Source organism: Mycobacterium sp. RTGN6 (assembly GCF_033804605.1).
GTDB lineage: Bacteria > Actinomycetota > Actinomycetes > Mycobacteriales > Mycobacteriaceae > Mycobacterium.
In genome coordinates this window covers 459,434-471,834 of sequence record NZ_JAPZKZ010000001.1, presented here as the reverse complement: position 1 = coordinate 471,834, position 12,401 = coordinate 459,434, and the positions used below count along the sequence as shown (strand labels likewise).

The 12,401-nt window shown below is 67.9% G+C and carries 14 protein-coding genes; 1 reads left to right on the top strand and 13 read right to left on the bottom strand.

Annotated features, from left to right (window positions below; translation table 11 throughout):
- Positions 1 to 6: 6 nt before the first annotated feature.
- From SLQ33_RS02260 to SLQ33_RS02225, 8 genes are all read right to left on the bottom strand, one after another.
- Entirely contained in the window at positions 7 to 582 is a 576-nt protein-coding gene (locus SLQ33_RS02260; RefSeq protein ID WP_319452142.1) for a hypothetical protein, read from the bottom strand.
- 54 nt (positions 583 to 636) lie between these two features.
- Positions 637 to 1,728 carry an LLM class flavin-dependent oxidoreductase gene (locus SLQ33_RS02255; RefSeq protein ID WP_319452141.1) on the bottom strand — a complete coding sequence of 364 codons (1,092 nt, stop codon included), beginning with the start codon at positions 1,726 to 1,728 and terminating at the stop codon, positions 637 to 639.
- Positions 1,729 to 1,735: 7 nt separating this feature from the next.
- Entirely contained in the window at positions 1,736 to 2,770 is a 1,035-nt protein-coding gene (locus SLQ33_RS02250; protein WP_319452140.1) for an ABC transporter substrate-binding protein, read from the bottom strand.
- Positions 2,771 to 2,805: 35 nt separating this feature from the next.
- The gene (locus SLQ33_RS02245; protein WP_319452139.1) at positions 2,806 to 3,543 is read right to left on the bottom strand and encodes an ABC transporter ATP-binding protein; all 738 of its coding nucleotides are present in this window, start codon (positions 3,541 to 3,543) and stop codon (positions 2,806 to 2,808) included.
- Positions 3,540 to 4,358: an ABC transporter permease gene (locus SLQ33_RS02240; protein ID WP_413467570.1), complete on the bottom strand. Its 819-nt coding sequence runs from the start codon at positions 4,356 to 4,358 to the stop codon at positions 3,540 to 3,542. Before SLQ33_RS02240 ends, SLQ33_RS02245 begins: the two co-directional genes overlap by 4 nt.
- Positions 4,359 to 4,486: 128 nt before the next feature.
- Complete coding sequence (locus SLQ33_RS02235) at positions 4,487 to 5,197, bottom strand: hypothetical protein (protein WP_319452138.1); 711 nt, start codon at positions 5,195 to 5,197, stop codon at positions 4,487 to 4,489.
- Between the two features lie 89 nt (positions 5,198 to 5,286).
- A complete protein-coding gene (locus SLQ33_RS02230; protein ID WP_413467569.1) occupies positions 5,287 to 6,525 on the bottom strand; it encodes an alpha/beta fold hydrolase in 1,239 nt (412 codons plus the stop codon).
- 66 nt (positions 6,526 to 6,591) lie between these two features.
- Positions 6,592 to 6,945, bottom strand: coding sequence for a hypothetical protein (locus SLQ33_RS02225; protein ID WP_413467556.1), 354 nt, complete (start codon positions 6,943 to 6,945; stop codon positions 6,592 to 6,594).
- Between the two features lie 122 nt (positions 6,946 to 7,067).
- Here SLQ33_RS02225 and SLQ33_RS02220 point away from each other — a divergent pair, with 122 nt between their 5' ends.
- Positions 7,068 to 7,412, top strand: coding sequence for an RNA polymerase-binding protein RbpA (locus tag SLQ33_RS02220; protein ID WP_319452136.1), 345 nt, complete (start codon positions 7,068 to 7,070; stop codon positions 7,410 to 7,412).
- 2 nt (positions 7,413 to 7,414) lie between these two features.
- Here SLQ33_RS02220 and SLQ33_RS02215 read toward each other — a convergent pair whose 3' ends face one another.
- From SLQ33_RS02215 to SLQ33_RS02195, 5 genes are read right to left on the bottom strand one after another with little or no spacing between them, the layout of a single operon-like run.
- Entirely contained in the window at positions 7,415 to 8,203 is a 789-nt protein-coding gene (locus SLQ33_RS02215; protein ID WP_413467555.1) for a polyprenol monophosphomannose synthase, read from the bottom strand.
- Positions 8,200 to 9,879, bottom strand: coding sequence for an apolipoprotein N-acyltransferase (lnt, locus tag SLQ33_RS02210; RefSeq protein WP_319452135.1), 1,680 nt, complete (start codon positions 9,877 to 9,879; stop codon positions 8,200 to 8,202). Before lnt ends, SLQ33_RS02215 begins: the two co-directional genes overlap by 4 nt.
- Positions 9,872 to 11,485 (bottom strand): amidohydrolase, encoded by a 1,614-nt coding sequence (locus tag SLQ33_RS02205; RefSeq protein ID WP_319452134.1) that lies wholly within the window; start codon positions 11,483 to 11,485, stop codon positions 9,872 to 9,874. The genes lnt and SLQ33_RS02205 overlap by 8 nt, the downstream gene beginning before the upstream one ends.
- 3 nt (positions 11,486 to 11,488) lie before the next feature.
- The gene (locus SLQ33_RS02200) at positions 11,489 to 11,986 is read right to left on the bottom strand and encodes an FxsA family protein (protein ID WP_319452133.1); all 498 of its coding nucleotides are present in this window, start codon (positions 11,984 to 11,986) and stop codon (positions 11,489 to 11,491) included.
- A 33-nt stretch (positions 11,987 to 12,019) separates the two neighbouring features.
- Entirely contained in the window at positions 12,020 to 12,400 is a 381-nt protein-coding gene (locus SLQ33_RS02195; RefSeq protein WP_319452132.1) for a PPOX class F420-dependent oxidoreductase, read from the bottom strand.
- Position 12,401 lies beyond the last annotated feature (1 nt).

The window sequence follows — 12,401 nt, the reverse complement described above, 5'->3', positions numbered from 1 at the left end:
TAGCGTTCAATCCGCCGGCCGGATACGCGCCCGCACCCGCTCCGGATAGGCCTGCGTCATGCCCACCGCGCCGACGAGCACGACGATCGGCACCACCCAGTTGGTCCAGTCCCTGGTCTGGGGCACTAGCGCCGCAAAGTAGCCCAGGACGGCGATCAGCGCGAACACCAACCCCCACATCAGCGTCAGCACGCGATTGGTCTGCCGGAACGCTGGCTTCTCCCAATCCTGCAGCGGCGGCGACACTCGCGCGTACTGCTCGGTGAACGGGGTGAACGCCAACGAGCCGATCGCCATGACCGCCAACACGCCGCTCGACAACGTCGTCGCGTAGGTGTCCATCCAATCCCGATCTGCGGCACCGACGAGCACGCCCGCGGCAGTCACCCCGACGAAGAACAGAATGGTGACGACCTCCAGCAGTCGGGGGCCGCCGAACCCCATGGACACGCCGAGGATGATCGCCGACAGCACGGCGCACAGCGCGCCGAACATCCACGTGCTCGGGCCCTCGGCGACGACCCAATAGATGATCCAGGGCGCGAAGCCGACGAAGGGGCTTCGTTCGAACCATCCGTCCACACCTCAGCGTGACACGAATTGACACGCCCGACAGGGCTATGGGGTCAGCACGTGCTAGGCCACACCTTTGTGCTTCAGCAGCGGCAGCACACCCTCGGCGAACCAGTACGCCTCCTCGAGGTGCGGATAGCCGGAGAGGATGAACTCGTCGAAGCCGACCGAGTGGTACTCGTAGATCAGGTTGGCGACCTCTTCGTGGCTGCCGACGAGCGCGGTGCCCGCGCCGCCGCGGACCAGCCCGACGCCGGCCCACAGGTTCGGGTAGATCTCCAGCGCGTCGACGCGCCCGCCGTGCAGGGCGGTCATCCGGCGCTGCCCTTCTGACTCCGAACGGGCATGCAGTGCAGTCTGTTTGGCGATCTGCTCGTCGCTGAGCTCGGCAACGAGTTCGTCGGCCACCGCCCAGGCCGCAGCCGAGGTGTCGCGGCTGATGGTGTGCAGCCGGATGCCGAAGCGCACCTTGCGTCCACGCGCCTGCGCCAACTCGCGCACCTTGGCGATCTTCGTCGCCGCGGCTTGCGGAGGTTCACCCCACGTCAGATACACGTCGACGTGCTCCGCGGCGATCGGTAGCGCAGCGGGCGACGACCCACCGAAGTAGATCTGCGGCAACGGATCCGGCGGTGCCGACACCCGCGCATCCTTGACGTCGTAGTACTCGCCCTTGAAGTCGAGGGATTCCTGGCGCCACAACGAGTTCACGATGTGCAGGAACTCACCAGTGCGGGCATAGCGCTCGTCGTGGCCAAGCCAGTCGCCGAACCGACGCTGCTCGAGGTCGTCGCCTCCGCTGACGATGTTGAGCAGCACGCGGCCCTCGGAGAACCGTTGCAACGTCGCGGTCTGTTGGGCTGCCAGCGTCGGTGGCACCAGCCCGGGCCGGAACGCAACCAGGAACTTCAGCCGCTCCGTCTCGGCGAGCAGCGCCGACGCGGTCAACCAGGCGTCCTCACACCAGGTTCCGGTAGGCGTCAGCACGCCCTCGAAGCCGAGCCGATCGGCGGCCCGGGCCACCTCACCGAGGTAGCGGCGGGTCGGCGCTCGGTAGTTCGGGGGCACGACCTGTTGCGACGACGCATGCGACGACCCCACGATCGAGCGGCTGTCGCCGCTGGTGGGCAGGAACCAGAAGAACTTGCCGGGCATGCAACTCCTAGTTGGTGCTGATCAGCAGGGGCCGCAGGGCTTCGTTGTAGCGCCGGTCGACCCAGTCGGAAAATTTTGGCGCCGAGGCGATTTGGCCGGATGCGGCGAACAGGTCGGCGATCTTCTGTTCCGAGGCGATCACCTCGTCGTCGAGCTCGGTGGGCAGCCGCATGCTGCGCGACTGCGAGACCTGCGCGACCGTCAGGTCCAGGCCGACCGCGGCCGCATAGCTTCGCGCCCACTCATCGGGATGGTCCTTGGCCCAGCGTGCGGCCTTCTCGAAGCGAATCAGGAAGTCCTGCAGCGCGGTATTGCGCTTCGGGTCCGCCAACGCCTGATCGGAGGCGATGCCGAACCAGTAGCCGTTGGTGACGTCCTTGGCCTGTCCGATGCTGCGCACCGGCAGCTGCTCGGCCGCTTGTGCGGTGTACGGATCCCAGATGGCCCACGCATCGACCTCGCGCTGCTGGAATGCGGAAAGCGCGTCGGCGGGCTGCAGGAACACCAACTGGACGTCGGCAGGCGTGAGCGCGGCATTCTTCAGCTGGGCCAGGATGTGGCCATGGGCCGAACTGCCCTTGCCCACCGCGATGCGCTTGCCCTTCAGATCGGCGATGGTCGTGATCGGCGAATCCGTATGTACCAGCACCTGATCCCCGTTGCCCCCACCGTCGTAGGCCGCGACGACCTTGACCTTGGCGTTGGAGGCGGCCCCGAAGATCGGCGGGGTGTTGCCCGTGATCGCGAAGTCGATCTTGCCCGCGGTGGCTGCCTCGACTTGTGGCGGGCCGGAGGTGAACGTGGAGAAGACCACCTTGTACGGCAGCCCGTCCAACGCGTTGGCGGCGCGCAGCAGCGCTTCGGTGCCACCCTTCTGATCGCCGATCTGCAGGGTCACGTCGGCAAGCTCGGTCAGCGGCACGGTGGGCGGGGCCTCCTGGGCACCCGAGTTTCCCTCCCGCGACACGCAGCCGGCCAACAGGCCCACCAACGCCAGCAAGGCCGCGATGCGCACCCCGATGGCTCGTCTCGACGCAGACATGGTCGTTCCCTTCATCGTTCGTGTTCGGATTGGCTTCAGGTCCACACGCCGAGCCGCTCGAGCAGCTCGGCGCGGTAGCGCTCGGTGGCTGCCGAGGGATCGGACGCAGGGCGCCGGACGTCGTCGATGGTCAGCGTGTGCACCACCCGGCCCGCTTCGAGCACGAGCACCCGGTCGGCGAGCGCGACGGCCTCGTCGACGTCGTGCGTCACCAGCAGCACCCCGAATCCGTGCGCTCGCCAGAGGTCCAGCAGCAGCGCCCGCATGCTGAGCCGCGTGAGCGCGTCCAGAGCGCCGAACGGCTCGTCGAGCAGCAGCAGTTCGGGCTCTGCGACGAGGGCTCGGGCCAGCGAAACGCGTTGCGCCTGACCGCCGGACAGCGTGAGCGGCCATGCGTCGGCCCGGTCGGTGAGCCCTACGTCGGCCAACGCACGATCGGCGCGCGCGACGACATCGAGCTTCGATAGCTTGCTTCGAGTCAGGCCGTATCCGACGTTGGTCCTGACGTCGCGCCACGGAAACAAACGTGGCTCCTGGAACGCCAGCGCGGGCGCCCCGGCAACCGTACGTTCGCCGGCGTGGTCGGCCGACAACCCGGCGAGCACCCGCAACACGGTCGACTTGCCCGAACCGCTGCGGCCGATCAGTGCGACGAGCTCGCCCCTGCCGATGCGGACGGACACGTCATCGAGTACGTGATGGTCGGCGTACCACTTGTCGACGTGGAGCAGTTCCCCCGCGGTGTCCACCTGCCGGTCGGACATGACTGTCATGAGCGGTACCTCAGGGCTCGTCGTTCCAGGACGCGGACGATTGCGTCGGTGCCGATGCCTAGCAGTGCATACACGATGAGTCCGAAGATGATGATGTCGATGCGCAGGAAGTCGCGCGCGTTGTTGATCAGGAAGCCGATTCCCTTGTCCGCGTTGATCTGCTCGGCGACGATCAGCGTGAGCCACGCGATCGCGAGCGACTGGCGCAGCCCGACCAGCACCTGCGGGGCCGCGCTCGGCACGATGATGGTGCGGAACCGTTGCCAGAACGAGAACCCAAGCACCTGGGCGGTTTCGAACAACTTCGGATCGACCTGGCGAATGGCCGAGAAGGTATTGAGGTAGAGCGGAAAACTCACCCCGAGCGCCACTAGCAGCACCTTGGGTAGTTCGCCAATCCCGAACCACAGAATGAAGAGCGGGATCAGGCCGAGGTGCGGTAGCGCGCGGACCATCTGCATCGGCGGATCGATGGTCGCCTCGAACCAGCGCGAGAGGCCGACCGCGGTACCGAGCGCTACGCCAAGGATGCCTCCGAGGAGCAGGCCCGCGACGACGCGGACACCCGACACCCGTAGCGCGTCGACGAGTTGCCCGTTGCGGATGAGCTCGACACCCGCTTCGGCGATCAACGACGGGGCAGGCAACACGTCCTGCGGAATCACTCCCAGCGCGCTGCCCAACTGCCACAGCGCCAGCAGAACGATTGGTGAGGCCAATCGGATCAGCGCCCACTTACGCTGCCGTAAAGGCAGTTTCGTCGCAGCGGGAACCACCGTGGGCACGGCGGCGGGCTGGACGGGAGTGGTCACGATGCAGTGACCGTACGCAGCGAAGGCGCGACGAGGAAGTATTCAACTCTGCCTGAAAGAAAGGGAACGGCCCCACCGGGTGAGCCCGACGAATCGGTCTCGGCCGGTGGGGCCGCGTGGAACGGGGTCGATCAGCCGAAGCGAGTGGTGCCCGTGACGACGTTGCCGGTCACGTTGCGGCCGTTGATCTTCGACGTCAGGGTGCCGTTCTGCAGCTTCACCGACTGGTCGGCCTGCTGCAGGATCCGCTTGTTGCGAACCGAAGACTGGAACTGGGCCGCGTTGAGCTGCTGCAGCTCGGCCTGTTCGAAGTCGCGGCCGGTGACGCCACCGTTGAACTGCACACCGGTGACCGAACCGTCCGGACGGACGATCCACGAGGCACGCGCCCCGTCGAGGTCGGCGGTGTACATGCCTGCGGGCGCGGACACGGGAGCGGCGGTGAAGTCGTAGGTGACGCCGTTCATCGTCAGGTTGCCCTTGACGTCCGAGCCAACCGCCGATGCGGTGAGCGTGTCGCGGAACTTCGACGTGATGTCGATCTTCCCTTCGGTCTGGTTTCCGAAGAACCAGGCCTCGTCGTCGACGCCGTTGCAGGCGTACGCGGTGATCTGGTCACCGTCGACGGAGATCCCGATGGTCATCGGCTTTCCGTCCTTCTCCATGTCGGCCATGTACCTGGCCGACTTCGGGAAGGTTCCTGGGGTTACGGCGACCGTCGAAGAGGACGGCGCCGCAGCCGACGTCGCCTCCGTCTTGGTGCCGCTCGAGCAAGCGGACAGGGCGCCCAACGCCAATATCGCGATGAAGCCCAGAATTAGGGTGCGGAGGAGATTTCTCATGTGACCAGGATGGATCTTGGAAACCCGCGGCGCATGAAGATTCCGTGGAGATTGCATGGAGATCAGCGGAGCCGACCGCAATCGGCGAATTACTCCGCCACGAAGGCGTTCACCTCGTCGCAGAACACCTGCCACGCCGGCTCGGTCTCGGTCAGCAGGTGATTGTTGCTCGACAGCGCCACCAGTCGCGAATCATCGATCAGCGCGGCCAGTTCCTCCCCGTACCTCATCGGAACCCGGTGATCGTCGCGCGCATGCAGGATCAGCGTGGGGCACGACACCTGCGCCGCGAGGTCACGCACGTCGATCCGGGCGAACTCCTCGAGGAACCGCACGGCATTGGCCGGTGAGGTGGTGCGCCGCTGCAGGTGATCGAAGGCCTCCCAGTCGGCGCGCGTTCCGTCCGGAATGAACTGCGCGGCGAACACCTGGCGGAATGCGGGATCGTCGCGGCCCCAACCGACTCGGGCCAGGTCGAGGTCCAGCGCGGCCGCACGCTTCTCCTCGTCGTTCATCGCCCGCACGGCGCGACCCCTGGCGTAGCCGCTGCACAGGACGAGCTTGGTGACCTGCTCGGGGTGGCGCGCCGCATAGGCCACCGCCACCGCACCACCCTGCGACACGCCGAGCAGCGGAAAGCGCTCTAGCCCAAGGGCTTCCACCACGGACTCGAGATCAGTCACCCAGTCGTCGAACGTGAATTCCGTTGCTTCCCAGTCCGATAGACCGCAGCCGCGCTCGTCGTACCGGATGAAGGTGTGCTTGGCGGCGAGGTCGCGCACCCAGTGGCGCCACACCGGGCTTTCGATGTCGTAGCCCAGGTGGGTCATCCAGTTCGCGGCCCGGACCAGTGGCGGGCCCTCCCCTGCCACCGCATACGCCAGCCGTACCCCGTCCGCGGCGCGACAGAACGCGATGTGCTGGCGGGGCGGCGGGGCCGACTCGGGTACGGCGACCGGCGCAACCGGGTCGGCCTCGAGGGTGCCGACGAACTGATAGCCGCGGCCACGGACCGTGCGGATGTAGCGCTGCGACTCACCGTCGTCGCCGAGCGCCCGACGCGCGGCCTTGATGCGGCTGGTCAACGCCGCCTCACCCACGAACCGACCACCCCACACCGTGTCGAAGAGTTCTTCCTTGGTGACGAACCGGTCGTGGTTGCTGACTAGTTGCGTCATCACGTCGAACACCTGGGGTTCGACCTTGATCACTTCGTCGCCTTGCCGGAGTTCGTAGCGGGCGGTGTCTAGCGCGAAATCGTCGAACCGCCACACCTGACCGGGCTTGGCCGCTGGGTTCGACTCGGGAGCTGATTCGGTGGACGACACGGGCACGTGGTTCCGATCTCGTCGGGTGCGTTGGTGGTCATCGTAGCTGTGAGACAGCTTGGAGGGTCAGCGCCAGCCGTCGGCGGCCTTCGCTGCGCGCATCAAGGCGTCGCACAGCGCTCGGAGCTCGGAAGCTGCGGCTCCTTCGTCGACCGCGGTGGCCACGTCCTCGGCGGCGCAGCGCACCTCGAAGAGGCGGTCGGCGAGCTCCGCGGCCTCCAACGCGGTGAGGACCACCGCATCCGGGGCCAGTGTGGTGCCCCTGACCTGCGCACGCTGCTCATATGCCCGCTGTCGACACGACTGCCTGCAGTACTGCCTGCGTCGCCCGACACCAACGTCGGCGACCTCACGGCCACACCACCGGCAGGGTTGTGCTCGTCGTTGAAGTCGGCCCAGTCGGCCGACACTTGTTGTCACGAGCCCGACTGTAAACCGCCGCGAGGTGCGATCCCGGTATCATGGACCGTTGAGTCGGGAACTTCGCGCCGGCCGATTGCGTTGATTCCCGCGGATGTGTTGCTTGAAGAGGAGTGTGGACCATGGCTGATCGCGTTTTGAGAGGCAGTCGCCTCGGAGCCGTGAGCTACGAGACCGACCGCAACCACGATCTGGCGCCGCGTCAGGTCGCCCGTTACCGGACCGACAACGGCGAGGAGTTCGAGGTTCCGTTCGCCGACGATGCCGAGATCCCCGGCACCTGGCCGTGCCGCAACGGCATGGAGGGCACCCTGATCGACGGTGACGTGCCGGAGCCCAAGAAGGTCAAGCCGCCGCGCACGCACTGGGACATGCTGCTGGAGCGCCGTTCGATCGACGAGCTCGACGAGCTGCTCAAGGAGCGCATGGACATCATCAAGACCCGTCGGCGCGGAAGCTCGAGCTAGAGCTACGGCACGACGCCGCGGGCACGGTCGAGCCGCCCGCGGATACCCCATTCGGCGACCTTGAAGATCGCCTCGCGGATGTTGGACCCGCTCATCTTGGAGACCCCGAGTTCACGCTCGGTGAAGGTGATGGGCACTTCGACGATCTTGAAGCCGGCCGTGATGGTGCGCCAGGTCATCTCGATCTGGAAGCAGTAGCCCTTCGAGTCGACGGTGGCGAGCTCGATCTTCTCGAGCACCTCGCGCCGGTAGGCGCGGTAACCGGCGGTGATGTCATTGACCTCGACACCCAGCATGACGCGCGAGTATCCGTTGGCCGTCTTGGACAGCACCTTCCTGCGCCTCGGCCAATTCCGGACGGTTCCGCCGTCGATGTAGCGCGACCCGATCGACAGGTCGGCGCCCGCGTCGACGGCGTCCAGCAGTCGGTAGAGCTCCTCGGGCGCGTGGCTGCCGTCGGCGTCCATCTCCACCAGCACGGTGTATCCGCGGCCGAGCCCCCAGGCGAAACCGGCCAGATACGCCGCGCCGAGCCCGGCCTTGCTGGTCCGGTGCATGACGTGCACGCGGTCCGGGTCGGCGAGCGCGAGCTCGTTGGCGAGTTCGCCGGTGCCATCGGGGCTGCCGTCGTCGACGATCAGCACGTGGACGTCGGGACGTGCGGCGTGCACGCGGCCGACGATGAGGGGCAGATTCTCGCGCTCGTTGTAGGTCGGAATGATGACCAGCGTGCGCTGAGTCGGGCGGTCACCGGAGGTCATGCTCGATCCCGCTTCTCGCTCGTCGGTCATGTCACTCCATCGTCGATTACCGCATCGGTCGCCGATCTCCGGCGACGCACGAACTTCCCATTCTGCAACATCGCCGCGACCACGACGGCAACACCGACCACAACCAGCAGTCCCTCGATGGTGGGTCCCCACCGCGTGGCGGGCGTCAAACTGGACTTCAGCCGAATCGGAACGTCGAGGTAGGCCGGTTCGAAGAACCCGGTGGAGACGATTTCGCGACCGTCCGGTGCGATTACCGCGCTGATCCCGACGGTGCCCGCGACGACGACGTAGCGGTCGTGCTCGACGGCCCGCAACCGCCCAAACGCGAGCTGCTGGGCGCTCATGGCCTCGTCGAAGGTGGCGTTGTTGCTCGGCACCGCGAGCAGTTGCGCGCCATTGAGCACCGATTCCCGCGCCGCGCGGTCGAAGATCACCTCCCAGCAGGTGGTGACGCCGACCGTCACCCCCGCGGCGTGCACCGTGCCGTCGCCACTGCCCGGCACGAAGTATCCGGCCCGGTCGGCATACGACGACAGGTGCTTGAAGAAGCCGCGCCACGGCAGGTATTCGCCGAACGGTTGGATGATCTGCTTGTCGTGGCGTTCACCCGGGCCGTTGGCGCCGTCCCACACGATCACCGAGTTGGACGACGCCGGATTGTCCCGGGTGTAGCCGGGAGCCGCGACGACGGCACCCACCAGGATCGGCGCGTGTATCGCCTCGGAGGCCGCGGTGATCTGACTTGCCGCGTCGGGGTTCGCGAGCGGGTCGATGTCAGACGAGTTCTCCGGCCAGATCACGAAGGCCGGTTGCGGTGCACGTCCATCCCGGACGTCCTCGGCCAGCCGCATCGTCTCGCGGACGTGGTTGTCGAGCACGGCACGCCGCTGCGCATTGAACTCGAGCCCCAACCTCGGGACGTTGCCTTGGATCGCCGCCACCGTGATGGACGGATCGTCGCCGGCGCCCGCCCCCGCCTTGCGCAGGTGCGGGCTCGCCAACGCGACGCTCAACAGCACCAGCACAATGCACAGACCCGGCACCAGCACGGCGTGCGCGCTGCGGTCGGCCGCACGGTCGCGCGCCGTCCACCGGCGCGTCGCCTCGACCGCGATGGCGGCCAGGCAGAACCCCACCAACACGACGGCGAACGACACCAACGGGGCGCCGCCCCACCGCGCGAGCGCCAGCAGCGGACCGTCGGCCTGGCTGAAACCTATTACTCCCCAAGGGAATCCGCCGAACGGCACGACCGACTTGAGCCACTCGGTCACCATCCACACCGCGGCGAACCACACGGGCCAGCCGGGTAGCCGTCGCACGATCACCGCCAGCAGACCGAAGATCGCCGGGAAGATCGCCTCCATCAGCGACAGCGCCAACCACGGGACAGCGCCGACGAGCCCGCTGATCCACGGAAGCAGCGGCACGTAGAACGTCAGTCCGAAGAGCAGTCCGTAGCCGAACCCGCCGAACTTCGTGGTGGACTCGTGGGTGAACACCCAGGCGAGCAACGCGAACGCGACGAACGCCAGAAACCACCAGCCGAAAGGCGGGAAACTGGTGCACACCAGAATGCCGGCGGCGATGGCGGCAGCCATCCGCATCAGCCGCGGGACGAACATCTGCTGCAGCTTGGTGACGAGGGGCGACGGCGAGCGCTCGCTCTGCTGCGTGGGCGGCGCGTCAGCCATGGAGGACGACGCCCCGGTGCACGGTCTGCTTGCAGGTGGGCAGCGCATCGTCGGGGCCGAGGCGGGGTAGCGCGGGTACGCGCGCACGCTGATCGGTGGACCAGCGCTGCACGCCGTCGGCTGGGGCGGCGACCTCCAGCCCGTCGGCGCCGCCGGGCACGTCCCACACCGCGTATGACGCGGGCGCACCGGGCACCAGCGTGCCGGTGATCCCGTCGCGCACGCCACCCGCGCGCCAGGCTCCGCGCGTGGCGGCGGAGAACGCCGCCCGCGCCGACAGCGCGCTGCCTGCAGTCTGGTGAAGCATGGCGGCGCGTACCGACGCCCAGGGATTGATACTGGTGACGGGTGTGTCCGAGCCAAGAGCGAGTGGCACGCCTTGGGATGCTAACAGCGCAAACGGGTTGAGCTTGCGGGCCCGGTCGGTGCCCAGCCTGTGCGCGTACATCCCGTCGTCGCCACCCCACAGGGCATCGAAGTTGGGTTGCACGCTCGCGAGCACGCCCGCGGCGCCGAGCTGGGCCGCCTGAGCTGCCGTGATCATCTCCAGGTGCTCGATGCGGTGACCGCAGCGCGATACCGCAACGGCGCCCAACCGCGTGACGACGCGGTCGACCGCCTCGACGACGGCCGAGGCCGCGGCATCGCCGATGACGTGGAATCCGGCGGTGATGCCCGCTTCGGTGCACGCGCCGAGGTGCGCCTCGATCGCGTCGGCGTCGAGGTAGGCGTTACCGCACCCGTCCGGGCGGTCGGCATACGGCTCGTGCAGCCAGGCGGTGTGGGAGCCAAGTGCCCCGTCGACGAACAGGTCACCCGCCAGCCCGTCGGCGCCGGTGACGGCGACGAGCTCGCGTGCGTCGGCGGCGGAGCTCACCGCCTCCCCCCAGTAGCCGACGACCTCGACCCCGTGGTCCGTGGCCCGAACCGCGTGCCAATCGTCGAGCCCGCCGATGTCGGGTCCGGCGCACTCGTGCACGGCGACGATGCCGGACCGGGCGGCCAGGTCCAGCGCGGCTCGCCGGGCTTCGTCACGCTGCGCGGCGGTGAGTAGGTCACGGGCGACGGCGCGCACCCGATGATGCGCGTGGGCGGTGACGGGCTGCTGCGCGGAGTAGCCCGCCGAGCCCGCCAGGTCGGGCACCAGGCGACGCAGGGCGGTGGTCGCGGCGGCCGAATGCACGTCGACGCGGGCGAGGTACGCCGGGCGGCCTCCGAGCACGCGGTCGAGGTCGGCAGTGGTGGATGCGCCGGGCTCCGGCCATCCGGATTCGTCCCACCCATGCGCCCAGATGGGGCCGTCGGGATGCTCGCGAGCGAATTCGGCGACGAGCCGCAGCAGGTGCGCGTGGGAGGTCGCCTCGCGCAGGTCCAGCCCGACGGTGGACAACCCGGTCGCAGTGAGGTGGACGTGGCTGTCGACGAACGCGGGCGCGACGAAGCCGCCACCCAGGTCGATGACCCGGGCGTCCGGAAACTGGGCGCGTCCGACGTCGTCGGTGCCCAGCCACGCGACGGTGGCGTCGGGGCCGTCAGTCACGGCCATGGCGGTGGCGTCTGGGCTGGCCGGGCTGTGCACCAGACCGTTGACGAGCAGCGTGGTCAAGAGCTAGACGGTAGGCCCCGGCCCGGGGAAGGTCCCGGGCAGGCGTGGCGGTTCGGCGTCGATGACGTCGTCCGTCACGTCGATCACTTCGCCGTCGATGTAGTCGCCTCGGGCGGGCTGGAAGGCACCGTTCGTCGTGACCAGCAGTGGAATGCGGCCCAGTCCGCGCGCAGCAAGCGCCGCAACGGCCGGACGTGCGAGCGTCCGAGTCGGCGGCAGCAGCAGGAGTAGCCCGAGCACGGACGTGACGAGCCCGGGGACGACGGCCAGCACGGTGCCAAGCGCGATAAGCACACCGTCCGTTGCTGCACCCTGCGGGGACGACAACCCCGACCGCAGCCGCTGGACTTGGCGCGTCAGTTGAGAACCGGCGAGCGCCAAACCAAGGGCGAACGTCCCGAGCAGCAGCAACACGGTCCAGCCGAAGCCGATCGTGTACGCGAGCGCGATCACCACCGCCAGTTCGACGAGGACGTAGAGCCCGAACAACCGCTTAGCCATGTGTTACCAACGTCTCGGGACCGGACGAGGTTCCTAGGCCGCCTTGAGTTCGAGTCCGACGCTCTTCGCGTCGAGCCCGCGCAGCTTCATGTACAGCCCGAATGCCCAGCCGACGACGCCGTAGCGCTTGACGACGGCCCGCTGCACGTCGGCAGACTCGGACTTGTCGAGGATCGTGGCGACCGCGTCAACCGGCTCACTCTTGGGATTTCCGCGCATGTCGCACACGGCCACGGTGACGCGCGGTGTGTTGCGGATGCGCTTGACCTTCCACGAGTCCTCCTCGGTCATGACCAGCAGGCGATCGCCGTCCGGGGCAGCCCAGATGGCGCTCGGCTTGGGCCTGCCGTCCTTGGTGAACGTGGTGAGCAGGACGTACTTGGCCTTGGCGACGTCGCCAAACGTGAGCGCCATG

Bases quoted from the DNA above. Each gene is read 5' to 3' on its own strand.
- SLQ33_RS02255 (WP_319452141.1), bottom strand. From the start codon at position 1,728: ATGCCCGGCAAGTTCTTCTGGTTCCTGCCCACCAGCGGCGACAGCCGC.
- SLQ33_RS02215 (WP_413467555.1), bottom strand. From the start codon at position 8,203: ATGACCGACGAGCGAGAAGCGGGATCGAGCATGACCTCCGGTGACCGC.
- SLQ33_RS02195 (WP_319452132.1), bottom strand. From the start codon at position 12,400: ATGGCGCTCACGTTTGGCGACGTCGCCAAGGCCAAGTACGTCCTGCTC.
- SLQ33_RS02200 (WP_319452133.1), bottom strand. From the start codon at position 11,986: ATGGCTAAGCGGTTGTTCGGGCTCTACGTCCTCGTCGAACTGGCGGTG.
- lnt (WP_319452135.1), bottom strand. From the start codon at position 9,879: ATGGCTGACGCGCCGCCCACGCAGCAGAGCGAGCGCTCGCCGTCGCCC.
- SLQ33_RS02245 (WP_319452139.1), bottom strand. From the start codon at position 3,543: ATGACAGTCATGTCCGACCGGCAGGTGGACACCGCGGGGGAACTGCTC.
- SLQ33_RS02220 (WP_319452136.1), top strand. From the start codon at position 7,068: ATGGCTGATCGCGTTTTGAGAGGCAGTCGCCTCGGAGCCGTGAGCTAC.
- SLQ33_RS02235 (WP_319452138.1), bottom strand. From the start codon at position 5,197: ATGAGAAATCTCCTCCGCACCCTAATTCTGGGCTTCATCGCGATATTG.
- SLQ33_RS02250 (WP_319452140.1), bottom strand. From the start codon at position 2,770: ATGTCTGCGTCGAGACGAGCCATCGGGGTGCGCATCGCGGCCTTGCTG.